A 23611-nucleotide genomic window follows, 5' to 3' on the forward strand; every position below is an offset into this window, starting at 1 on the left:
GAAGGGGAAGTAGATTATGGCTTAACTTCCCCTAAAATTAGTGCCCTAAAATTAATGAGCAGGTGTTTGCTCATTTTGTGTCTGTCCCTGCGTCTGTGCGGGAGCAGTTTCTTAAAACTCGTCACTGGCTTTGCTATCATCCTGTCCCTGCGTCTGTGCGGGAGCAGTAGGAGCCTGCGGGGCCGCTGCTTGCGGTGCAGTTTGTGCAGCTGGTTGGGATACAGGCGGATGAGCGAGAATATCACGCCCATTGCTCGCACCAGAGGAGGCTCCGCGATTCAAGATGGCAAGGACCAAGCAGAGAATCATAAACAGGGCAGCTAGCACCGCCGTACTACGGGTGAGCAAGGTAGCCGTGCCACGCCCAGACATAAAAGAGCCAAGACCCTGACTATTGCCAACGCCAAGACCACCGCCTTCGCTACGCTGAATCAGGATAACGCCGATAAGGGCTAGGGCAACCAGAACAGTGAGGATAAGCAATAATGTGGTCATTCAATCAGGGTCCAAAAGTTACGAAGTCAGTTGAGGCGTCGTGGCCTCAGCCGCAGCGGTGATAATATCTAAGAAGCTCTGCGCCTCCAAACTAGCACTGCCAACAAGCACTCCATCTACGGCTTCGATAGACATAATGGAAGGGGCCTGTACAGATGTTACGGACCCGCCATACAGGACCGGGACGCGAATGTCATCTGTCATCAAGCGCATAGGCAATAAAGCACGAATGAGAGTTAGCTTCCTTTGGAGTTCCTCATGGGAAGGGGTAATCCCACTACCAATGGCCCAAACAGGCTCATAAGCAACGATTCCGCGGAAGCCTCTTGTAAGAGAGCCTTCAATTTGGCTGGCAAGGACACTTGCCGCACGGCCCTCATTACGTTCAGCAAGGTGCTCGCCAATACAGACAATCGGGGTCACGCCCGCAGCCGTAGCGGCTTTGACCTTCTGGCGAATCACGGCATCTGTTTCACCATGATTCTGGCGGCGTTCAGAATGGCCAAGGATGACATAGCTAGCCCCTAGAGCTTTGATCATCTGCGGGGAAATATCCCCCGTAAAAGGCCCTGATGCTGCTGGATAACAATCTTGCGCCCCTAAAGCGAGCTGCTCATTTGGTAGGCCAATTTCATCAAGCTCGCTATGAACCCCAGCCAGTTGAGTAAAGGGTGGGCATAGGATGGTGTGGAGGCGGCTAGGCGGAGGATTGTCCCTTAATCCTTGAGCAACTCCGCGTGCAAGCTCTAGGCCATATTCGTGGCGGGCCTGCATCTTCCAGTTCCCAATGACGAATTTGGGTACAGTGGTCATTCTGCTCTCCCCCGGTTTCGCTATGGCGTACTTCATCGCGTTATCATGCAAATGATAGCCATGGCGCGCTGGTCAATTTGTCTCAGCATCTCTATGCTAGGGTAGCTTAGCGGGTTTTTCCGCTTAACGCCATTCCACCATTAGATAAGTGATACGCGCTTTCGATGATTACTGCTCTGCGTCATTTCCTGGTTGACTCTTGGTTGGGTCGGGTCATTGCCTTGTTAGTCTTTGCCTCCTTTATTGTTTTGGGGGGTACTTTCTTCAGTATTGATGGGGGAGGTATCGGCCTCAATGGGGATGTTGTGGTGCAGATTGGCTCCCACAAAGTCACACCCATTGAGATGCAGCAGGCAATACAACGGCAAATCGCTTATGCCATTCAGCAGAATGGTGGCTCGCCAGAGATTCTTAAAGCTCCGCAAGCGCGGGGGGAGCTTGGTCATACAGCGTTGCGTAGCCTTATCTTGACGCAAGAAGGTGAGGTTGCTGGGCGGCGTAATGGCCTTAATCCTAGCGATGATACGATTCGCTCTGCAGTATTCTCGATGCCGATCTTTCAGGATCCAACAGGCAAGTTTGACCCGCAGAAGATGGAAGCTGTGCTGAAGGGCAATCAGCTCGACCATCAGAGTTTGGTAAATGAGACGCGGAGCATGCTTTATGCCGCCGCAACGATGTATAGTTTTGGTCAGGGGTTGGTCGCCCCGAATGCACAAGTTGATTGGATGGTGAATTTTTTCAGCCATGGGCGTGTGGTGGATATGATTCGCCTGCCTTTCTCCTTGGGAGAAGTTGCAACCCAGCCGACAGCTGAGCAATTAAAGCGGTATTATCAGAATCATCTCTGGCAATTTCGTGTGCCGGAATACAGGCATGCACGCCTAGTTGTGATAACAGCAGGCAGTGTGGCGAAGACCATTAGCGTTTCAGATGATGACTTGAAAGCTGCCTTTGCGCAGAAGATGACAGACCCTGCCCAAGCTGCGCGTTATAATACGCCAGAGCTACGAACGGTGGAGGTTCTCGCTGTAACAGACAAAGCTCTTGCTTTGCAAATTGCGACAGCGTGGAAGAAGGGAGCGACGTGGGATGCGTTGCAAAAACAGCATCCGAGTGCGATTCCTGCCTCCTTGAATGACGCTCGGATAGCAGACTTCCCAGACCCAACATTAGGTAAAGCCGTTTTTGCTACAGAGGCGGGGGCGGTTTCTGATCCTATTCAGACGGCAGCCGGATGGAGTGTAGTGCATGTTATCTCTGTAAAACCTGCACATCATGCCAATCTTGCTGATATGAAAGAAGGTTTAAGGGAGGATATCGCTAATGCCCGTGCCATTCCGCTACTTCAAGAGCGTGTGCGGATCTTGGAGGAGGAAGTGGCAAAATCTGCCACATTAGAGCAGATTCCCGCAGATATTGGGGCATTTCCTTTGGCAGGCACAATGGATGAGAGAGGCAATATCCCTAGCGGGGAGCCGGCTCCTCTGCCGGGTGATGCTGCTTTGCGTGAGGCGTTGTTGCAGCAGGTCTTTAGCCAAAAGAAAGATGAACCTCCTCATATTGTTACCCAGCCTGATGGGAGTGCTTTTGCGGTCTTGGTGGATAATATCGTACCAGCCCACCAAGGCAGCTATGAGGAAATGGGCGATAAGGTTAAAGAGGCATGGCTTGATGATGCGCGTAAACATGCGATGGAGCAACGCGCAACCAGCCTGTATCAGCATGCTAAAACTGATGGCTTGCGCCGTGCAGTGGATGGGCAAGGTGAGGCGTCCCTTCTGCAAAAGGATGAGCATTTCCCGCGTCTTCAGCAACGTCAGGATGTTCCTGCTCTTATTCTTCGTGCCGCTATGGAGCAGAAAGAGGGTGAGACCGTTATGCTCCAAGAGGGGGATGGCTATTGGTTGGTGAATGTGACGGGCAGCTATGAGGAATCGCCGAGTTTCACAACTACATTGCGCCAGAATATCACGAGCCAACTGGCGGAAGCATATCGGAGTGATGTGCGTGAGACATTAGGCATGTCTTATACGCGCTCCGCCCCGCCGCGGCACTTTAATGCCGCTTTGTTTGATGACATTAATAATCGGGTCTTCAGCAGTGTTTCAGGAAGGTTTGGGCAGTAGTGTGTAAGATTCTTCATAGGGTAGAAGCGGCAGACCTTCTTACTCCGCTCTCTGTATTCCTGCGTTTATCTCGCCTCGCTGATGATCCTTACCGTCTCTTTTTTGAGAGTGTAGAAGGTGGGGCCGCGCGGGGGCGTTATTCCATTATCGCTTTGCTGCCCGATACGGTTTGGCGGTGCCAAGATGGGCAGGCCTTTCGGGATGGCAAGCCGGAGGCAGTAGCCCCCCTGACCTCGCTTAAAGCTTTGTTGGATGAAAGCCGGATGCCCTTGCCAGAAGGCTTGCCGCCGATGATTGGCGGCGTCTTCGGGGTGTTGGGTTATGATATGGTCCGGCAGATGGAGGATTTGCCCAATCCCCCGCCTAATGACCTGAGCCTCCCCGAAGGGGTGATGATTCGTCCGCGGCTTTTTGCTGTATTTGATACAGTGCGGGATGAGTTGATTTTAGCCACACCGCTGCGTGAGGGGACGACAGAGCAAGATGGCGAGGCTTTGCTAGCCAAAGCAGTGGAGGCTTTACGTCAACCCGTGGCAGACCCTGCCGAATCCCTCCCTGAAGGGACGACACTGGCGGAGCCTGTCTCCAACATCACGCATGAAGCTTTTTTGCAGAATGTCAAAAAAGCGCAGGATTATATTGCGGCGGGTGATGCCTTCCAAATTGTGCCAAGCCAGCGTTTTACAACGCCCTTTCCCCTTTCCGGTTTGGCATTATATCGCAGCTTACGGCGGATTAACCCCGCACCATTCTTATTCTTGATGGACCTTGGGGGCTTTACGCTTGTTGGGTCCTCGCCAGAGATTTTGGTGCGGATGCGCCAAGGGGTCGTTACGGTGCGTCCTCTGGCAGGTACGCGCCCGCGTGGGCGGGACCGTGCGCATGACCTTGCTTTGGAGAAAGAACTTCTTGCCGATGGCAAGGAGCTTGCCGAGCATCTTATGTTGATTGACCTAGGGCGTAATGACGTTGGCCGCGTAGCGCAGCTTGGCACGGTAGAGGTGCCAGAACGCTTTGTGGTGGAGCGTTATAGCCATGTCATGCATATTTCCTCCACCGTGACGGGGAAGGTAAAAGCGGAATGCGGTGCGTTGGAGGCCCTCTCGGCAGCTTTCCCAGCGGGGACGCTCACAGGGGCCCCAAAGATTCGCACTATGGAGATTATTGATGAGCTAGAGCCAACACGGCGTGGCCCCTATGCTGGGTGTGTTGGTTATTTTGGTGCGGATGGGGACATGGATACCTGCATCGGCTTGCGTATGGCCTTGCTGAAAGACGGGCATATGTATGTACAGGCCGGTTGTGGTGTCGTGGCTGAATCCAACCCCGAGGCGGAGTATCAAGAGACGAGAGCGAAGGCACGTGCGCTCTTTAGCGCAGCAGAAGCAGCGATTGAGCAAGCGGTGCATGTAGGGCAGCAAAAGCATTCTGCCCCGAGGGGGATGAAAAATGCCGCGCGACATCTCATCTGAGATAACAGCAAAATGTGCTGCGATTGAGGAGACAATCAGATGATTTTGTTGATTGATAATTATGATAGCTTCACCTTCAATTTGGTCCATCATTTTGGGGCGTTAGGGGTGGAATGTGCGGTGAAGCGGAATGATGCCCTCACTGTAGAGCATGCTTTGGCGATGAAGCCTTCTGCGATTGTGCTATCCCCCGGTCCTTGCTCACCTGATGAAGCGGGGATTTGCTGCGCGTTGATCGAAAAAGCAGCGGGCAAGGTGCCTGTTTTGGGGGTTTGTCTTGGGCATCAGGCGGTAGGGCAGGTCTTTGGGGCAGATGTTGTGCGGGCAGATGTACCAATGCATGGCAAGATTAACGCCATTCATCATGATGGAAGTGGGGTTTTTGCAGGGTTGCCTAATCCGGTGGATATGGTGCGCTATCATAGCCTAACGCTAGACCCGGCGACTATTCCCGATTCGCTTATCGTTAATGCGCGGACAGAGGATGGCGTGGTGATGGGGGTGCGGCATCGGGATTATCCTATCCATGGCGTACAGTTTCACCCAGAGAGTATTGCCTCTCATTCCGGGCGGGAATTGCTAGCGAACTTCCTGCGTCTCGCTCATGTCCTACCACCCCATAAAGGTGCAGTGAGTTAATGGCACGGCAGGGGACGCCTTTCACACCGTTTTTGAGTAAGGTTGTTTTAGGTCAATCCTTGAGTGCTGAGGAGGCCGAAGCTGCCTTTACGCTCATTATGGGGGAGCATGTCTCGGAGATTGAGCTTTCTGCGTTCTTGACCGCTCTTTACATGCGCGGGGAGACGTCTGCCGAGCTTTCTGGTGCGGTACGCGCTGTGCGTCGTGCGATGCAAGCTTTAAAGGATGTTCCTGACGATACCGTAGATGTATGCGGGACGGGGGGCGATGGGCTGGGGACGTTGAATGTCTCCACCGCGACAGCCTTTGTTTTGGCGGGGCTTGGTGTGCCTGTGGCGAAACATGGGGGGCGTGCCTTATCCTCCCGTGCAGGGGCAACTGATGTGTTGGAAGCATTGGGCATCCCTGCTGAGGCTAGTCACGTTGTGCAGGAGACGCGTCTGCGGGAGGATGGTCTTGCATTCCTTGCAGCACCTTATCACCATCCGGCGATGCGGATTGCTACCCCAGTGCGGAAAGGTTTGGGGTTTAGGACGTTATTTAATTTGCTCGGCCCGCTTTGTAATCCTGCGCGGGTGCGGCGACAGTTGGTTGGCGTGTTTGATGAAACGTGGTGCCAGCCTGTTGCTCAGGTTTTGGGGGAGCTGGGCGGTACGTCTATTTGGGTGGTGCATGGCCATACGGATGAAGGTGGCATTGATGAGCTTACTTTAGCAGGTTCCACGCATAATGAGGTGTGGGAGGCTGGTCAGATATTCTCTTTTGATATCACGCCCGAGATGGCAGGCTTACCCTGTTATGAGATTGCGGCCCTAAAAGGCGGGGACGCACAGGCAAATGCGCAGGCGATGAAGCGTTTATTTGCCGGAGAAAAAGGCTGTTATCGGGACACCGTTTTGTTAAATGCCGCGATAGGCCTACATGTCGCAGGGCGTGGTAATTTGTTAGAGAATGGTGCGCTTTCCGTCCCCGCATTGCGGCGCAACATTGCTCAAGCGGCGCACTCTTTGGATGAAGGAGACGCACAGGAGGCTTTAATCCGCGCCCAAAGGGGTGTAAGGGCACAGAGTTGAACGTGTAAAACCGTTCGTGATTTGTTTTAAGGTAAAGATTCAGGACGATCATGATTTTCTTGCCACAGCGGTCGATGGCTGCTTTTGCTCCTGCTGATGATGCAGGACAATCGCCAATATCTGAGTCCCCAGCTGGGGGTGATGTAGCAGAGGCCGCTAAATCGGAAGATGCTACTCCACCCTCTGTAGACGGAGGGGATAGTGCCGCTGCGGATAACGGGGCCAGTGTGTTGGAACGTATTTGCGCGCGGACTCGCCTTGATGTCGAACAACGGATGCAGGTGTTGCCCCTCAAGGAGATTGCCGCGAAGGCAAAAGAGGTCTCCATGCCGACCCGTGGTTTTGGGCAGGCTTTGCAGCATATTACGGCAGATAAGCGCGTTGGGTTGATTGCTGAGGTGAAGCGGGCGTCCCCCTCTGCAGGTATTTTGCGGCCCGATTATGACCCTGCTCAAATTGCTCTATCGTATCAGCGGGCAGGGGCAAGCTGTATTTCCGTTTTGACGGAAGGGTCATGCTTCCATGGGAGTGTGGAAGATTTAAAAGCCGTCCGTGAAGCCTGTAGCCTACCGATTTTGCGGAAGGACTTCATTTTAGAGCCGTGGCAGGTGCATGAGAGCCGTTTGATTGGGGCAGATTGCATCCTTTTGATTATGGCTATTTTGAAGGAAGAACAAACAGCCGAGCTTATCGCTCTCGCGCGAGGGCTGGATATGGATGTATTGTTGGAGGTCCATAATGAGGAGGAGCTTAATAAGGCTCTTGCTTATGATAGCTTCCTCATTGGTATTAATAACCGTAACTTGAAGACATTAAAGACGGACATCCAAACAACATTAGACCTTGCCCCGCAAGTGCCGCCTGATCGTCTCGTTGTCTCAGAGAGTGGGATTGCGACATCGGAGGATTTGGCAAAGGTTGGTGAAGCTGGATGTAGTGCTGTTCTCGTAGGTGAATCATTATTGCGGGAGGAAGACCCCGGCCTCGCAGCGCGCCGACTATTAGGTTTCTAAAGAGTACTGTGTTGGTATAAAATGCCGCGTTAATGTGTGAAATGCTGGTATTTGGGGAGGAGTGTTGTTACAACTCCGCTCCATTGTAAAATTGCAATCCTGGGAGAGTGTCATGGGTTCTATGACGGATGCGCCGAACCGCCAGAATGGCCCGGTGCTATCGAAGGAGGAAATGGAACGTGCTTATAGGGAGATGCTCCTTGTCCGCCGTTTTGAGGAGAAAGCCGGTCAATTATACGGTATGGGGCTGATTGGCGGGTTCTGCCATCTCTATATCGGTCAAGAGGCCGTTGTCGCAGGGATTGGCCTTGCGATGAAGAAGGGTGATCGTTCCATTACCTCTTATCGCGATCATGGGCAGATGCTCGTTGCTGGGATGACAGCGCGTGGCGTGATGGCCGAGCTTACGGGTCGTTCTGGTGGGTATTCCCACGGGAAGGGCGGCTCTATGCATATGTTCTCTAAGGAGCAAGAGTTCTATGGGGGGCACGGCATCGTTGGCGCGCAAGTGGCGTTAGGGACAGGCCTTGCCCTTACCAGCGCGTATAAAAAGGACGGGGCTATCTCCATTGTGTATTTTGGGGAGGGTGCCTCCAACCAAGGGCAGGTTTATGAGAGTTTCAACCTTGCCGCTCTGCATAAATTGCCGTGCCTTTATGTGATTGAGAATAACCGTTACGGCATGGGGACATCGATCGAGCGTGCCTCTGCCTCTAAGGACCTCTCAAAGAATGCTACCCCGTGGGGGATTCCATCACGCAAAGTAGATGGGATGGATGTCGCTGCTGTTTATCAAGCGGCAAAAGAGGCCATGGAGCATTGTCGCTCTGGCAAAGGGCCTTTCTTGTTAGAGATGGAAACATATCGTTACCGTGGACACTCCATGTCTGACCCGGCGAAATATCGCCAGCGTTCAGAGGTGGATGAGATGCGCCAAACGCGTGACCCGATTGAATCGTTAAAGGCGGAGATGATTAAACAGGGAATTGATGAATCGTTCTTCAAAACCGTGGATCACGACGTGAAGGCCGTTGTAAAAGACGCAGCCGAATTTGCCGAAACAAGCCCAGAGCCGGATGCTTCCGAACTGTGGACTGATGTTCTGGTGGGAGAATAAGCCATGGCCTCTCCAATTCTTATGCCCGCTCTTTCCCCTACAATGGAGGAAGGGACTCTGGCCCGTTGGGTTAAAAAAGAGGGTGATGCTGTTCGCTCTGGCGAGGTTATCGCAGAGATCGAGACTGACAAAGCCACGATGGAGATGGAAGCTGCCGAGGATGGCGTGCTAGGCCGTATTCTCATCGATGAAGGTACAGAGCATGTGGCGGTAAACACGCCTATTGCCGTTCTGTTGGAAGAAGGCGAGGATGCCTCCGCAGCGGACGGGCTGGACCTTGGTTCAAAAGCCAAACCCACATCCAAGGTAGAGAAGATTGTCCCCAACGCGGCGGCATCTGCTCCGCAAGGGCCTGCTCAACGCTCTACTGCTGAGCTTGTCGAGCCTGAATGGGGTGAGACAGCAGACATTACAGTGCGCGAGGCTTTGCGTGATGCGATGGCTGCGGAGATGCGCCGTGATGAGGATGTCTTTCTGCTAGGTGAGGAAGTCGCCCAATATCAAGGGGCTTACAAGGTTAGTCAGGGCTTGTTAGATGAGTTCGGTGAGAAGCGTGTTATGGACATGCCCATTACCGAGCATGGCTTTACCGGTATGGCTGTCGGGGCGGCTCTCTCTGGTGTGAAGCCGATTGTTGAGTTCATGACGATGAACTTTTCCCTCCAAGCGGTGGACCACATCATCAACTCCGCAGCGAAAACGCGTTATATGTCCGGTGGGCAAATGTCGTGCCCGATTGTTTTCCGTGGGCCGAATGGGGCAGCGGCGCGTGTAGGGGCGCAACATTCCCAATGTTTTGGCAGTTGGTACGCGCATATTCCCGGCCTTAAAGTTGTCGCGCCATGGTCTGCGGCGGATGCGAAGGGGCTGCTTCGTGCTGCTATTCGGGACCCGAACCCTGTCGTGGTGCTGGAGAATGAGATTCTCTATGGCAAGAAGTTCCCTTGCCCGGTGGATGAGGATTTTGTTCTGCCCATCGGTAAGGCTAAAATCGAGCGCGAAGGGAAGGATGTCACCTTGGTGGCGTTCTCCATCATGGTGGGTGTTGCGCTAGAGGCCGCAGAGCAGCTTGCTGCACAAGGCATTGAGGCTGAGGTGATTAACCTTCGTTCGCTCCGTCCGCTTGATACGGAAACGATCATCAAGAGCGTGAAGAAAACCAATCGGATTGTCTCGGTTGAGGAAGGCTGGCCTGTAGCGGGTATTGGATCCGAGATTTGCACCATCGCGGTGGAGCAAGCATTTGATTGGCTAGACGCCCCGCCAGCGCGTGTATGCGGGTTGGATATTCCTTTGCCTTATGCTGCGAATTTAGAGAAACTGGCCCTGCCTAAGCCTGAGTGGATTGTTGAGGCTGTGCGTAAGCAGTTGGGAGACTAAAACCAATGGCAACCAATATCTTAATGCCTGCTCTGTCTCCGACTATGACAGAAGGGACGCTGGCCCGGTGGGTGAAAAAGGAAGGCGATGCCGTTCAGTCCGGTGATGTTATTGCCGAGATTGAGACTGATAAAGCCACGATGGAAGTCGAAGCTGTGGATGAGGGGATTCTTGGTAAAATCCTCATCCCAGAGGGGACGGAGCATGTGGCAGTAAAGACGCCCATCGCCATCCTTGTGGAGGAGGGAGAAGCTGTCCCTGAGGCTCCTGAAACCGCACCTGCTGCGGCGAAGGCTGAAGCCCCTGCACAAGCTGAAAAGCCCGAGCCAGTGGTGATTTCTTCTTTTGACCCGGCTCAACAAACATCAACGCAGAAAGCGGATAAAGGGGAGCGGATTTTCATCTCCCCCTTGGCCCGCCGTATTGCGAAAGAAAATGGTGTTGATATTGCCAGCCTCACCGGGACAGGGCCGAATGGCCGTATTCTGCGCCGCGATGTGGAGAAAGCAAAAGGGCAGACATCTAGCACCACTGCATCATCTGCCACAGCGGCCTCAGCAGCGGGCTCTGTTGAGCGTGTAAAACACTCCGGTATGCGGAAGGTTATCGCCCGCCGCTTGACGGAATCTAAAACACAAGTGCCGCATTTTTACGTCTCGGTGGATATTGAGCTTGATGCGCTCTTGGCCCTACGCAGTCGCCTTAATAAAGCTCTTGAAGCTGAAGGCTGCAAAATCTCTGTCAATGACATGATGATTAAGGCCGTGGCTTTGGCGTTGAAGCAACAGCCGGGCCTGAACGTCCAGTTCACCGAAACCGAGATGCTGCATTTTGAGGATGTGGATATTTCCATGGCGGTTTCCGTGCCGGATGGATTGGTGACACCGGTTGTCCGCCAAGCTGATCGCAAGAGCTTGAAGGAGATTAGCCAAGAGGCCCGCAGCCTTGCGACCCGTGCGCGGGAGGGCAAACTTTCTCCAGAGGATTACCAAGGCGGGACATTCTCTATCTCCAATATGGGGATGTTCGGGGTGAAAGATTTCGCTGCGATTATCAATCCACCGCAGGCGGCTATCTTGGCTGTGGCATCGGGTGAGAAACGCGCTGTGATACGCGATGGTGAGCTTGCTGTTGCAACGGTGATGACGGCTACTCTCTCGGTGGATCATCGTGCGGTCGATGGTGCCCTTGGTGCGCAATGGCTTAATAAATTGCGTGACCTTATTCAAAACCCTTATTCACTGGTGCTGTGATCATGTCTGACCTTTTTGATCTTATTGTGGTCGGCGGCGGTCCGGGTGGCTATGTGGCGGCTTTGCGGGCTAGTCAGCTTGGGATGAATGTCGCTTTGGTGGAAAGTACCCATATGGGGGGCGTCTGCCTTAATTGGGGGTGCATCCCTACCAAAGCTCTGTTGCGCTCTGCGGAGGTTTACCACAGCCTAGGGCACTTGAAGAAATATGGGCTTTCGGCCAGTAATCCTTCCTTCGACCTAGAGGCGATTGTAAAACGCTCTCGCTCAGTAGCGGAGGGAATGGGCAAAGGTGTGGCTCATCTCTTAAAGAAGGCGAAAGTTAAAACCTTTGATGGCCACGCTAAATTAGCAGGCCGTGAGGGTGAGGCGCATAAAGTCTCTATTACAAAAAATGGTAAAGAGACTGGCCAGATTCGTGCCCCGCATGTCATTTTGGCAACTGGTGCGCGGGGGCGGCAGCTACCGGGGTTGGAGACAGACGGCAAGCTCATTTGGGGCGCGCGTGAGGCGATGACGCCGGATAGTCTGCCAAAGCGTCTCTTGGTTATTGGCTCTGGGGCGATTGGGATTGAGTTTGCGTCCTTCTATCGGGATTTGGGCTGTGAGGTCACGATTGCCGAGGTCGCAGAGCGTATCCTCATGACCGAAGATGCCGAGATTAGCGCACAAGCGCATAAAGCGTTTGAGAAGCGGGGTATGACCATCCATACAGGGGCAAAAGTTGGCCCGCTGAAGAAGGGTGCTAATGAGGTCTCCACCACTATTGAGACAGCGAAAGGCAAGCTGGACCTTACGGTGGACCGTGTAATCTGCGCGGTCGGTATCGTGGGGAATGTGGAGGAGCTTGGCCTTGAAGGCACCAAGGTGAAGGTTGATCGCTCCCATATTCAAACAGATGAGTTCTGCCGCACGGCAGAGCCGGGCATTTATGCCATTGGTGATGTGGCGGCTCCACCGTGGCTTGCTCATAAAGCAAGCCATGAAGGGGTGATTTGCGTGGAGAAAATCAGCGGTCGCTCCCCAGAGCCGCTCCATATTCGCAACATCCCCGGCTGTATTTATGCACGCCCGCAGGTGGCTTCTGTGGGGCTTAGTGAGGAGAAGGCGAAAGCCGAAGGTTATAAGGTCCGCGTGGGGCGGTTCCCCTTCTTAGCGAATGGGAAAGCCGTTGCTATGGGTGAGCCTGACGGCATGACCAAAACGGTTTTTGATGCTGAAACGGGCGAATTGCTAGGGGCCCATATGATTGGGGCTGAGGTCACAGAGATGATTCAAGGCTATGTCATCGCCCGGACGGGTGAGTTGACTGATGCCGAGTTGATGGAGACGGTGTTCCCCCATCCAACCATCTCTGAGACAATGCATGAGGCTGTCCTCGCCGCTTATGAGGGTGCGCTGCATATTTAGGAATGGCTCAGCGCATCGTCATTAATCATCAAAAAGACCGGATGGCCGCTTTGCGTCATCCAGAGAAGGCGCACCGGCCCGATAACCCTATCCAGAAGAAACCTTCATGGATTCGGGTGCGGGCTCCGGGGAGCAATCCGGTCTATGATGAGACGCATGGCCTCATGCGAAAACATGGCCTGACGACAGTATGTGAGGAGGCTGCATGCCCCAATATTGGGGAATGTTGGTCCCAACGCCATGCGACTATGATGATTATGGGGGAGATTTGCACGCGCGCTTGTGCGTTTTGCAATGTCACGACAGGTCTCCCGCATAAATTGGACCCAGACGAGCCGGCTCATGTCGCGGAAGCCGTGGCGAAGTTGGCGCTCAAGCATGTCGTTATTACATCGGTGGATCGTGATGATTTGCCCGATGGGGGAGCGCAACATTTTGCGGATGTCATCCAAGCGATTCGTGTTCTTGCGCCAGAAACAACGATCGAGATTTTAACGCCGGATTTTCTGCGTAAGCCGGGTGCGTTAGAGGTTGTTGTTGCTGCACGGCCGGATGTGTTTAACCATAATATCGAGACCGTTCCGCGTTTATATCCGGGGATTCGACCGGGGGCGCGTTATTATCAATCTATTCGCTTATTGGATGATGCTAAGCGGCTTGATCCATCTCTTTTTACGAAATCCGGCATGATGTTGGGTTTGGGGGAGGAGAAGATGGAAGTCGCACAAGTGATGGATGATTTTCGTATTGCGGATGTCGATTTCCTAACATTAGGGCAATATTTGCAACCTACGGTTAAACATGCCGCGGTTAAAGATTTTATCACGCCAGAGCAATTCGCTGACTATGGGGCCATGGCGCGGGCGAAGGGGTTTTTGCAGGTTAGTGCATCCCCCCTCACGCGCTCCTCTTATCATGCGGATCGTGATTTTGCAGAGCTACGCGAAGCCCGTGCGCGCCGTTTAAAAGGGGAGAGCTAATGCCAACACATGCCGAGCAAAGGTTAATTCCTTACTCTAGCGAGCAGCTCTTTGACCTTGTGGCGGATATAGAGAGATATCCTGAGTTCCTCCCTTGGTGTGTGCGGGCTGCTGTGCGCTCTCGGTCGGAGAAGGAATTATTAGCTGATTTGACCATTGGCTTTGGCCCTTTCCGGGAGACTTATACAAGCCGTGTTCAGCTAGACCGCCCTCATCAGATTACAGTAGGGTATGAACGCGGGCCTTTTAAGCATCTCAAAAATATATGGCGTTTCACCCCTGAGGGAGAGCATTGCCGTGTTGATTTCTTTGTCGATTTTGAGTTCCGCTCCCTTTTGCTGCGCAATGCGATAGGAATGGTTTTTAATGAAGGCGTGCGCCTTATGGTGAAGGCCTTTATCACACGCGCTAGTAAGGTTTATGGCCCACCGCACACTATAGTATCGGGGGCTCATCTCTCATAAGGCTTCGCTTATAGGATAAATAATTTTATGTAATAATTCTTTTAGATAAGAATGATTGTCCTAAAGGCTTATCCATTCTAGGATAGCTCCCGTCATCACAAGAAAAGGATGATTGAGGAGGATTTTATGAAGAAACTATCTCTTTCCGCTATTGCTCTGCTCGGCCTGACGGCTGCTGCTGCTCCGGCTTTCGCTGCTGATGAGGCTGCTGCTCCGGCACCGGCTCACCATGCTCATCACGCTGGTCACCATCATCATGGCAAGAAATGCGGCATGAAGCATGGCCAGAAGAAGGATGAGGGCAAGGCTCCGCAAGCCACTGATGACCTGAACAGCACATCTCTGGATAAGGCACGGCCTGCTGCTCCTGCTGCTTCCGCACCAGAGGCTGCTCCGGCTCCTGCTGCTAACACAGGCGTTTCGGATGCGAACTCCAAGCACTAATAATGAGTGTTAAGCACACATTATAGTGGAAGAAGCGGCCCAATCGGGCCGCTTTTTTTATGGGTGTTATTGTGGGGCTAAAGCATAAAGAGACATATCGGCTTCAATATGTTCGATATACAGGCGCGTTTCTTTATAAGGGAGTAACAACACCCAACGGAGCAATATATCTTCATCACCAACGCTTGGGGTTATAGGGCTTTCCATCTCGTCTTGCCAGCGTTTGGCTCGTGTTGGGCCAGCATTATAGGCGGCTAATGTGTAAGGCAGTACATTATTAAAACGTGACAGCATATCTTCTAGGTAAAGACTGCCGATTGTGAGGTTAGTCTCCGGGTCTTGGAGGTCATGTGCCGAGGTTAGTTTATAAGAGAGATGATGTTGTCGGATAATCTGCTGGGCCGTGGGGAGGAGAAGTTGGGTTAGGCCAATGGCGTGACGCGGGCTTATGGCAGCTTCATCCATGCTGCTTTCTTGCCGGACCAAGGCCGGGAGTAAGCCATTAGGCAAAGCCGGGGAGGATGCGAGAGGGAGTGAGGGATAGCCACCGGGGTAAAAGGCTACCCCAAGCCGCGCAAGTTGCCGTGTCGCGAGGATGGCGATTTTTGGTAGTGGGAGGGATAAAGCAAGGCGGGCAATGGCGAGTTGTGCTGCTTTATCATCGGCTTCATGGACTTGAAGATACGCTAAAATCAGCATAGCGTTAAAAGCATCGCCTTCATGCCATAAGTCTATGCTTGCTTGTAGCAAATCCTCACGTGCGGGATTATGTCCCGCTGGGGTAGGAGGGAGCGTGCGGAGCTGCCTTTGTAAGGCTTCATAAAAATCCGCATTGCGGAGTGAGCTGGATAAAAAAGGCGCGTGCGTTATATGGGCTAAAGCAAGTTGGCCGTAAAAGGTGGTGGGATAATTGCTCGCCTTTTTATAAGTCTCTAATGCCGTATGTGGATGCAGGCTCTCCTCTGTACGGGCAAGCCAATAAAGCCCTTCAGCATGTTTATTAAGGTTATTTTCTTCGGCCAGAGCTTTAAAATAAGGATGCGCTTGGGGTGGATTATGTAAAAAGGTAAAGGCGATATAGCCCATAAGGGAGCGTGTTTCTGGTGTTTGTTGATGAGGCGGTATGGCTTGCATAATGGTAAAGCCAGTAGAGGCAGCCTCTACGCGCCCTGTACGCAGCAAGGCCCGAACGAAATTAGCCCGTTCAGTTTGCCAATCTGCTGGGCTTGGGGGAAGGAGAGGGCTGCTTGCTGTGCCGGGCTTCTTCGTAAGCCAAAGTGATGTGGCTTCATCAAGCCGATCATGAAGGCGTAAATATTTCAGGCGATAATAAAGAAGGGAAGGGTCAGAGCTGGCAGCATTGGCTTGATAAAGCGCATCAGCATCGGAAGTGGAAAAACGGTTTGTCAGACGGGCATAAAAGAGGGCGTGCCATAGCTCCGGGGTACGTTCTATTTGCTGTTTGGCGGTATTTATAGGCCCCGTATGCTCTAAGAGTTCGTAACGGGCGATTTCATCTTCAGGGGTAAGATATGGAGTAAATTGTCGCAGGAATAACGCCATTTGCTCCCCATCCATGGGCTGCTCCCGCCATAAACGCCGCGCCTGTTGGGCAAGGTTAGGGAGAAAAGGCGCGCAGGTAGCGAGGAGGTCCGCACGTTGAATAGGGCGCGAAGGGCAAAGAGTTTGTCGTACCGTTGGGTCTGGCTCTGCAAGAAGGGCGCGTTCATAACGGCTTTCGATTCGTTTTTGCAGGGGCCAATCTGGTTTTTGTGCTAGAAAAGCCGCATATCGTGTGGGAGGGTAGTTGGTACCGTCTGAGGCGATTAGAGCGCGCCATTCTTCAAAACGGGAGGGGGTTTGCCCCCATGCTGTTGTAACAATGCTGCCGAGATAAAGTAGGGTTAGCCCTCTTAAAAAAGGACCTGATTTACGAGAAAAGAGGAAGCGGAACATCGCGAATGCCATGAATCAAAAGATGGATGCTTAGAACAAGCATGATGACTAAGCCTACCCATTCTAACCGGCGCAAACGGAGCAACTGCGCGGGAGCCATCATAACGCCAATCGTGATTGCTAGAATAGATATTACAAGGCCGCTGATGAGAATGATGTGGTGATGAATGGAAACGCAAGCAACGGCTAAGATATTATCCAATCCCAAAGCGAGGTCAGCCATAATGATTTTGGGAATCGCCTCTATTAAGTTGGCTGAGTGAGAGCTTTCGGTTTCTGGATCAGGCGAGGTAAGGGTACGGAATAAGATCCAACTGGTCCATAAAAGGAGAATAGCGGCGATAATCTTCGTATAAGAGAAGACGAGCATATCGCTTAGGATGAGTGTTAGGCCAATTCGTAGAAATGCCGCCAAAGCGGAGCCGAAGATAAGAGCTGTACGGCGGTATGAGCGGAGGTGTTTTTGGGCTAAATCGGGGTGCGTTTGGCGTGCTATATCCAGCCGAGGCGGCCTGATATGCTCGACAATATTTTGCAGAATCACCACATTATAGCCACTCAATGCTAGATTCAGAATAATGGTGAGGCACACCATCATGATGAAATAGAGAGGAGACACCATGGTCATATGTTCACTTGAGCTCTAGGGTAGGCTGTTAATCTTCTATCTATAAACAAAAAATCTTTTTAATGTGAGAGTGGATGAGCGGTTAAGCCGTGCTGTGTGTGTTTTTCTGCCATGGTTTTTGTGAATTAAGGACTCATTGTTAGATAGCGGGTTTTCGGCTCTGGGCAAAAGGGGCAGTTTTAGGCTAATCAGGGGATAATTGCCCTTCTAGCAGGAGTTATAACATGGTCCCCCGCTATTCGCGCCCACAGATGACAGCCATTTGGTCCCCTATAAACCGGTATCGCATCTGGTTTGAGATTGAGGCCTTGGCGTGTGAGGCTTTGGCGCGCCGGGGGGAGATTCCGGCAGAGGCAGCTAAAGTTATTCGCACAAAAGGCGATGCCGCGATGGCCGCTTTTAGTGAGGCTGATGTAGCGCGGATTGATGAGATTGAGGCAGAAACACGCCATGATGTGATTGCCTTCCTCACATGGTTGGCGGAGAAGGTTGGGCCGGAGAGCCGTTTTGTCCATATGGGGATGACATCTTCGGATGTGTTGGACACATGTTTGGCGGTGCAACTAACACAAGCAGCGGATATTTTGTTGGAGGATATGGATATTCTCCTTGCCGCCCTGAAGAAGCGCGCTTTTGAGCATAAACACACCGTTACGATTGGTCGTAGCCACGGTATCCATGCCGAGCCGATGAGCTTTGGGCAAAAATTGGCGGGCCATTATGCTGAGTTCGCCCGTAATCGTCGCCGTCTCGAAGTTGCGCGGGAGGAGATTGCCGTATGTGCTATCTCTGGTGCGGTAGGCACATATGCGCATATCGACCCAGAGGTGGAAGAATATGTCGCCTCTCATCTGGGGCTAAAGGCTGAGTTTGTATCCACACAGGTGATTCCACGGGACCGCCACGCCGCTTTTTTCTGCGCTTTGGGTGTGATTGCTAGCGGGATTGAGCGGCTTGCTACAGAGGTACGTCATCTTCAACGCTCCGAAGTGCGAGAAGCGGAGGAGTTCTTCCATGCTGGGCAGAAAGGCAGCTCCGCCATGCCGCATAAGCGTAACCCTGTTTTGTCCGAGAATCTCACGGGCCTAGCACGGTTGGTGCGCTCTTATGTCACCCCAGCACTGGAGGATGTGGCTCTGTGGCATGAGCGCGACATTAGCCATTCTTCTGTAGAGCGGAATATCTGCCCCGATGGGACGATTGTGTTGGATTTCGCCCTTGCGCGCCTTTCTGGCATGATAGAAAAATTGGTCGTCTATCCAGAACAAATGCTGGCTAATGTTGAGAGTTTGGGCGGGGTTGTTCATTCTGGTGAAGTCCTGTTGGTACTGGCGCGTGCTGGTATCTCGCGTGAGGATGCGTATCGGATTGTTCAACGTGCTGCTATGGCGACTTGGACAAAATTAGGCACATCGGAGGGCCGTACCTTCCGTGAAAACCTAGAGGCAGACCCAGAAGTTGCAAAACATGTTGAGCCTGCTGTGTTGGATGATGCGCTAGACCCGGCGCGCCATTTGCGTGCGGTGGACCATATTTTTAAGCGCGTATTTGGTTAAAGGGACTTTATGAGGCAGAGCCACAATTTGTGGCTTAGGCTCGTATAAGGGTATCTCTTGTGATATAGGGGCCGAAAAGGCTTTGATAGGCCCACTAGTTAAGGATGAAATGGCATGGCTCGCCGGCGTCAGATTTATGAAGGAAAAGCCAAGATTATCTTTGAAGGGCCTGAGCCGGGAACGGTGGTTCAGTATTTCAAAGATGATGCAACGGCAGGTAATGGGGCAAAGAGTGGCGTCATTACCGGTAAAGGCGTCCTGAATAATCGCATTAGCGAATATTTGATGCTGCGTCTTGGTGAGATGGGTATTCCTACGCATTTCATCCGTAGCTTAAATATGCGGGAGCAGCTTGTGCGGGAGGTTGAGATTATCCCGTTGGAAGTTGTGGTACGTAATGTAGTGGCTGGTTCGCTTTCCAAGCGGTTTGGCTTGCCGGAGGGGGAGCGTCTGCCTCGCACTTTGGTGGAATATTATTATAAGAATGATGCGCTGAATGACCCTCTCATCTCGGAGGAGCATATTGTTACCTTTGGGTGGGCTCATCCGCAGGAGCTGGAGGAGATTCAAAGTTTAGCGTTGCGGGTGAATGATTTTCTCTGCGGATTGTTTACCGGGGTTGGCATTACGCTGGTAGATTTTAAGTTGGAGTTTGGGCGTCTTTGGCAAGATGACGAGATGCGCATTGTACTGGCTGATGAGATTTCGCCAGATAATTGTCGTCTTTGGGATAGCCAAACACAGGAAAAAATGGATAAAGACCGTTTCCGCCGGGATATGGGCGGTGTTGGTGAAGCTTATCAAGAGGTGGCACGCCGCCTTGGCATCTTGCCAGAAAATGGGCAAGTCGAGACTGTATCTACGGAGGGTATGCGGTGAAAGTCAGAGTTTTTGTATATCTGAAAAATGGCGTGTTAGACCCACAGGGTAAAGCGGTTGAGCATGCTCTGCATTCTCTCGGTTTTGAGGAAGCCTCCGATGTGCGCATTAGCCGTGTGGTTGATTTGCACGTTAAGGCTAATGATGCCGCTGCGGCAAAAGAGCAAGGCGAGAAAATGGCGCGTGTTTTGTTAGCTAATGAGGTTATTGAGGATTTTCGTGTGGAGGTAAGTGCGTGAGAGCTATCCGTAACATAGGGTTTGCATTGGCCCTTGGCCTTGCCTCTTTGTGTGTGGGGCATGCCGCTCATGCTCAGCGTGTCTCTACCGTATCGGGGGAGGAGCTAGCGCGGAGCTGTGATAAGCAGTCTCGTTTTGCTGCGTGTAGTGCCTATCTTGCGGGCATTACGGATGGGGCTTCTTGGTCTCAAAGCTTTGGGCTTTTGCTTGGCTCTGCGCCGTCTCCTGCGTTTTGTATCCCGGCGCAAGTTAAGGGGGTGCAGATTCGGTCTCTCGTTGTAGGGTGGCTTGCTGGTCATAGCACAGCTCTGGGGCAGCCAGCAGGGCGGGGTGTTTTCCAAGCCTTGCATGATAACTATACATGCCCCTCTGGCGTAGCGAGTTTATATGCGGAGCGGCGGGCGCAAGCACAGCGTATTTCATCTCTGCCGGGTAAGGGGTTGGTGGCTCTGTGCAGTCATAATGCTGGCTTGCCAGCCTGTAATGGCTATCTCGCAGGGACAATGGATAGTGAGATTTGGTCACGCAATTTCTCCACTATTGAGGGAGCGCATAACCCGATGGCATTTTGTGTCCCTAAAGAGATGAGAATGTCTCAGCTGCGCGCCTTGATTGTCGGTTGGTATGCTGGTCATGAAGATGCGTTGAACGAGCCAGCAGGACGCGGTGTTTATCGGGCATTGCATGATAACTACCCTTGCTATGCGGGTACGCCGTCAGGGGATAACAGATGAAAATAGGCATTGTCGTTTTTCCCGGCACGAATCGCGAGCGGGATATGGCACAAGCATTTCAGGTGGCTTCTGGTAAAGCTCCTCAAATGTTGTGGCATCAGCAGGATAATGTTGATGGGTTCGATTTAATTGTCCTGCCGGGCGGCTTTAGCTTTGGCGATTATCTGCGTAGTGGGGCTATGGCAGCACATTCACCTATTATGCGGGCTGTTCGTCAGTTTGCAGAGAAAGGGGGATATGTTCTGGGGGTCTGTAATGGCTTCCAGCTCCTTACGGAGGCGCAGATGCTCCCCGGGGCGTTATTGCGTAATGCGGGCATGCGCTTTTTGTCGCAGGATTGTCACCTTAAGGTAGAAGGGCGCGATAGCATCTTTACCGCTGGTTGGGAGCGTGGGGCCGTATTTCGCGCGCCTTTAGCCCATGGGGATGGGAATTATACTGCCGCCCCAGAGGTCTTGGACCAGTTGGAGGGTGAGGGGCGTGTGGCGTTCCGTTATTGTGATGCGGCAGGTCAGGTGAAGCATCATGATGCACATGTTAATATGAATGGCAGTGCCCGATCGATCGCGGGTGTGTTGAGTGAGAATCGCCGTGTTTGTGGGCTTATGCCTCACCCTGAAAATCTAACAGAAGACATATTGGGCGGCACAGATGGTTTGCCCCTCTTTAATGGGATTTTGGAGGGATTAGGCTAATGGTAACCGCTGTTGTTAATCTCGAATTGGCGCGTTCTTTTGGCCTCAAAGATGATGAGTATGAGAAGGTACTCACCATTATGGGGCGCACGCCGAGTCTGACAGAGCTTGGTATTTTCTCGGTGATGTGGTCGGAGCATTGTTCCTATAAATCATCGCGTCTGCATCTGAAGACTTTGCCTACAAAGGCCCCCTGGGTGATTCATGGCCCCGGTGAAAATGCTGGGGTGATTGATATTGGGGATGGCTTGGCCGCTGTTTTTAAGATGGAGAGCCATAACCACCCCTCTTTCATCGAGCCATATCAAGGGGCAGCGACAGGTGTTGGGGGCATCCTGCGTGATGTTTTCACAATGGGTGCGCGCCCTATTGCGAACTTAAATGCCCTACGCTTTGGCGACCCGTCTCATAAAGACACAAAACGCGTTGTTGATGGTGTTGTGCGCGGTATTGGCGGTTATGGTAACTGCATGGGAGTACCAACCGTTGGGGGCGAGGTAAACTTCCATCATTCCTATAATTGCAACCCGCTTGTTAATGCCATGACCGTTGGCTTAGCACGGCAGGATCGTATCTTCCTTTCTGCTGCGGCGGGGGTGGGGAATCCGGTTGTTTATGTAGGGTCTAAAACAGGACGTGATGGCATCCATGGGGCGACGATGTCCTCCGCGGAGTTCGATTCCGAATCGAGCTCAAAAAGGCCGACTGTTCAAGTTGGGGACCCGTTCACAGAGAAATTATTGCTCGAAGCTTGTTTAGAACTCATGGCAACGGATGCTGTGATTTCCATTCAGGATATGGGTGCCGCAGGGCTGACATCATCTGCTGTGGAGATGGCTAGCAAAGGTGGTGTCGGGATTGACCTAGATCTAGACCATGTGCCGCAGCGCGAAACCCATATGCAGGCTTACGAGATGATGCTCTCTGAAAGTCAGGAACGCATGCTCATGGTGCTGCGTCCTGACCGGACAGAAGTGGCCCGTAAGATTTTTGAGAAATGGGAGTTGGATTTTGCAATTGTCGGCACGCTGACAGATAGCGGACGTATTACGGTACGTCATAAAGGTACTGTAGAAGCCGATATTCCCTTGGGCCCATTGGCTGATGAAGCTCCAATTTACGATCGCCCGACAGTTCCGTATGAGCGTCAACCTGCCCTTACCCCTCCAGCGGCTCCTTGTGGGGTAGAGGCTGCTTTGTCCCGTTTGCTTTCCAGCGGGAATGGGGCCTCGCGCGCTTGGATTTGGAATCAATATGATAGCGGCGTAGGTGGCCAGACAGTAAAACGCCCCGGTGGGGCTGATGCTGCGATTGTACGGGTCGAGGGTACGAATCGTGGCCTCGCGATGACAACCGATTGTACCCCGCGTTACGGGCAGGCGGACCCTTATATTGGCGGTGCGCAAGCTGTTGTAGAGGTCTGGCGGAATATAACCGCGACAGGCGCGCGACCTTTGGCGATGACGGATAATCTAAACTTCGCTAGCCCAGAAAATCCATACATCATGGCGCAGTTTGTCGAGGCTGTAAAAGGCATTGGCGATGCTGGGCGCGCGTTGGACTTCCCTGTCGTTAGTGGGAATGTCTCTCTTTATAACGAGACGCGTGGTGATGATGGGAGCGTTACAGCCATCCAACCTGCCCCTGTGATTGGTGGCGTTGGTGTGCTGGAGGATGTACATAAAGCCGTTGGTCTTGCCTTCCCTGACGCAGGAGAGATTCTCCTCATTGGGGAGACGATTGGCACACTCGGGCAGTCTTTATGGTTGAAGGAAATCCTCAACCGTGAGGAGGGCGCACCTCCTGCGATTAATTTTGAAGCTGAGCGGCGGAATGGTGATTTCGTGCGTGGATTGATTCAAGATGAGCTGGTCACGGCCTGTCATGATGTTTCAGATGGTGGGCTTTTGCTCGCTGTGGCTGAGATGGCTATGGCAGGTGGGATCGGTTGCAGCCTTGCGGATGCTCCTGCGGATATGCCTGCTCATGCTTATTGGTTTGGGGAAGACCAAGCGCGTTATGTTGTGGTGACGCAGCAGGCCGATTCTGTGATAAAGGCAGCGCAGGGAAAAGGTGTTCCCGTGCAGCGTCTGGGCCATGTAGGCGGTGATACGCTGAAAATTGGCACAGAGGGGGCTCTTACGGTTGGGAAGATGCAGGCACTGCATGCGTCCTTCTTCCCCCGTTTTATGGGGCAGGAAGATGCACCGCTTGTGCATCTGGATGAACAGCTATCCTGAAGA

22 protein-coding genes are annotated in these 23611 nt (G+C 52.6%); 18 read left to right on the plus strand and 4 right to left on the minus strand.

The window, feature by feature from the left end:
* Positions 1 to 111: 111 nt before the first annotated feature.
* Both secG and tpiA read right to left on the minus strand, forming a co-directional pair.
* Positions 112 to 495 (minus strand): preprotein translocase subunit SecG, encoded by a 384-nt coding sequence (secG, locus tag GM557_RS04085; RefSeq protein WP_155573059.1) that lies wholly within the window; start codon positions 493 to 495, stop codon positions 112 to 114.
* An 18-nt stretch (positions 496 to 513) separates the two neighbouring features.
* Positions 514 to 1308 (minus strand): triose-phosphate isomerase, encoded by a 795-nt coding sequence (gene tpiA, locus GM557_RS04090; RefSeq protein WP_155573060.1) that lies wholly within the window; start codon positions 1306 to 1308, stop codon positions 514 to 516.
* Positions 1309 to 1472: 164 nt separating this feature from the next.
* Between tpiA and GM557_RS04095 the strand changes: the two genes are divergently transcribed.
* The 12 genes from GM557_RS04095 to GM557_RS04150 all read left to right on the plus strand — a co-directional run bounded on the left by GM557_RS04095 (position 1473) and on the right by GM557_RS04150 (position 14681).
* On the plus strand, positions 1473 to 3437 hold the full coding sequence (locus tag GM557_RS04095; protein ID WP_155573061.1) for a peptidylprolyl isomerase: 1965 nt from the start codon (positions 1473 to 1475) through the stop codon (positions 3435 to 3437).
* Positions 3437 to 4909, plus strand: coding sequence for an anthranilate synthase component I family protein (locus GM557_RS04100; protein WP_370513424.1), 1473 nt, complete (start codon positions 3437 to 3439; stop codon positions 4907 to 4909). Before GM557_RS04095 ends, GM557_RS04100 begins: the two co-directional genes overlap by 1 nt.
* Positions 4910 to 4948: 39 nt before the next feature.
* Positions 4949 to 5548, plus strand: coding sequence for an aminodeoxychorismate/anthranilate synthase component II (locus GM557_RS04105; protein WP_155573062.1), 600 nt, complete (start codon positions 4949 to 4951; stop codon positions 5546 to 5548).
* The gene (trpD, locus tag GM557_RS04110) at positions 5548 to 6621 is read left to right on the plus strand and encodes an anthranilate phosphoribosyltransferase (protein WP_155573063.1); all 1074 of its coding nucleotides are present in this window, start codon (positions 5548 to 5550) and stop codon (positions 6619 to 6621) included. Before GM557_RS04105 ends, trpD begins: the two co-directional genes overlap by 1 nt.
* A gap of 50 nt (positions 6622 to 6671) precedes the next feature.
* A complete protein-coding gene (trpC, locus tag GM557_RS04115) occupies positions 6672 to 7634 on the plus strand; it encodes an indole-3-glycerol phosphate synthase TrpC (RefSeq protein WP_196424590.1) in 963 nt (320 codons plus the stop codon).
* Positions 7635 to 7746: 112 nt separating this feature from the next.
* Entirely contained in the window at positions 7747 to 8751 is a 1005-nt protein-coding gene (pdhA, locus tag GM557_RS04120) for a pyruvate dehydrogenase (acetyl-transferring) E1 component subunit alpha (RefSeq protein ID WP_099025980.1), read from the plus strand.
* A gap of 3 nt (positions 8752 to 8754) precedes the next feature.
* The gene (locus tag GM557_RS04125) at positions 8755 to 10131 is read left to right on the plus strand and encodes a pyruvate dehydrogenase complex E1 component subunit beta (protein WP_155573064.1); all 1377 of its coding nucleotides are present in this window, start codon (positions 8755 to 8757) and stop codon (positions 10129 to 10131) included.
* Between the two features lie 5 nt (positions 10132 to 10136).
* Complete coding sequence (locus GM557_RS04130) at positions 10137 to 11384, plus strand: pyruvate dehydrogenase complex dihydrolipoamide acetyltransferase (protein ID WP_155573065.1); 1248 nt, start codon at positions 10137 to 10139, stop codon at positions 11382 to 11384.
* Between the two features lie 2 nt (positions 11385 to 11386).
* Positions 11387 to 12793: a dihydrolipoyl dehydrogenase gene (gene lpdA / locus GM557_RS04135; RefSeq protein WP_155573066.1), complete on the plus strand. Its 1407-nt coding sequence runs from the start codon at positions 11387 to 11389 to the stop codon at positions 12791 to 12793.
* A gap of 2 nt (positions 12794 to 12795) precedes the next feature.
* Positions 12796 to 13773 (plus strand): lipoyl synthase, encoded by a 978-nt coding sequence (gene lipA / locus GM557_RS04140; protein ID WP_155573067.1) that lies wholly within the window; start codon positions 12796 to 12798, stop codon positions 13771 to 13773.
* Positions 13773 to 14237, plus strand: a complete 465-nt coding sequence (locus tag GM557_RS04145; RefSeq protein ID WP_155573068.1) for a type II toxin-antitoxin system RatA family toxin — start codon at positions 13773 to 13775, stop codon at positions 14235 to 14237. The genes lipA and GM557_RS04145 overlap by 1 nt, the downstream gene beginning before the upstream one ends.
* Before the next feature lie 126 nt (positions 14238 to 14363).
* Positions 14364 to 14681 carry a hypothetical protein gene (locus tag GM557_RS04150; RefSeq protein ID WP_155573069.1) on the plus strand — a complete coding sequence of 106 codons (318 nt, stop codon included), beginning with the start codon at positions 14364 to 14366 and terminating at the stop codon, positions 14679 to 14681.
* A 66-nt stretch (positions 14682 to 14747) separates the two neighbouring features.
* Here the strand turns inward: GM557_RS04150 and GM557_RS04155 are convergent, their stop codons facing one another.
* Positions 14748 to 16649, minus strand: a complete 1902-nt coding sequence (locus tag GM557_RS04155) for a lytic transglycosylase domain-containing protein (protein ID WP_155573070.1) — start codon at positions 16647 to 16649, stop codon at positions 14748 to 14750.
* Positions 16612 to 17265 (minus strand): TerC family protein, encoded by a 654-nt coding sequence (locus GM557_RS04160; RefSeq protein WP_155573071.1) that lies wholly within the window; start codon positions 17263 to 17265, stop codon positions 16612 to 16614. The genes GM557_RS04155 and GM557_RS04160 overlap by 38 nt, the downstream gene beginning before the upstream one ends.
* Before the next feature lie 224 nt (positions 17266 to 17489).
* Between GM557_RS04160 and purB the strand changes: the two genes are divergently transcribed.
* The 6 genes from purB (at position 17490) to purL (ending at position 23608) form a co-directional block, all read left to right on the plus strand.
* Positions 17490 to 18821: an adenylosuccinate lyase gene (gene purB / locus GM557_RS04165; RefSeq protein ID WP_155573072.1), complete on the plus strand. Its 1332-nt coding sequence runs from the start codon at positions 17490 to 17492 to the stop codon at positions 18819 to 18821.
* Positions 18822 to 18935: 114 nt separating this feature from the next.
* Positions 18936 to 19700, plus strand: a complete 765-nt coding sequence (gene purC / locus GM557_RS04170; RefSeq protein WP_155573073.1) for a phosphoribosylaminoimidazolesuccinocarboxamide synthase — start codon at positions 18936 to 18938, stop codon at positions 19698 to 19700.
* Positions 19697 to 19939, plus strand: coding sequence for a phosphoribosylformylglycinamidine synthase subunit PurS (gene purS, locus GM557_RS04175; protein ID WP_370513425.1), 243 nt, complete (start codon positions 19697 to 19699; stop codon positions 19937 to 19939). Before purC ends, purS begins: the two co-directional genes overlap by 4 nt.
* On the plus strand, positions 19936 to 20673 hold the full coding sequence (locus GM557_RS04180; protein ID WP_155573074.1) for a Rap1a/Tai family immunity protein: 738 nt from the start codon (positions 19936 to 19938) through the stop codon (positions 20671 to 20673). Before purS ends, GM557_RS04180 begins: the two co-directional genes overlap by 4 nt.
* Positions 20670 to 21368, plus strand: a complete 699-nt coding sequence (gene purQ, locus GM557_RS04185; protein ID WP_155573075.1) for a phosphoribosylformylglycinamidine synthase subunit PurQ — start codon at positions 20670 to 20672, stop codon at positions 21366 to 21368. The genes GM557_RS04180 and purQ overlap by 4 nt, the downstream gene beginning before the upstream one ends.
* Positions 21368 to 23608 carry a phosphoribosylformylglycinamidine synthase subunit PurL gene (purL, locus tag GM557_RS04190; protein WP_155573076.1) on the plus strand — a complete coding sequence of 747 codons (2241 nt, stop codon included), beginning with the start codon at positions 21368 to 21370 and terminating at the stop codon, positions 23606 to 23608. The genes purQ and purL overlap by 1 nt, the downstream gene beginning before the upstream one ends.
* Positions 23609 to 23611 lie beyond the last annotated feature (3 nt).

The sequence above is a fragment of the Bombella sp. ESL0385 genome (assembly GCF_009725755.1).
GTDB lineage: Bacteria > Pseudomonadota > Alphaproteobacteria > Acetobacterales > Acetobacteraceae > Bombella > Bombella pollinis.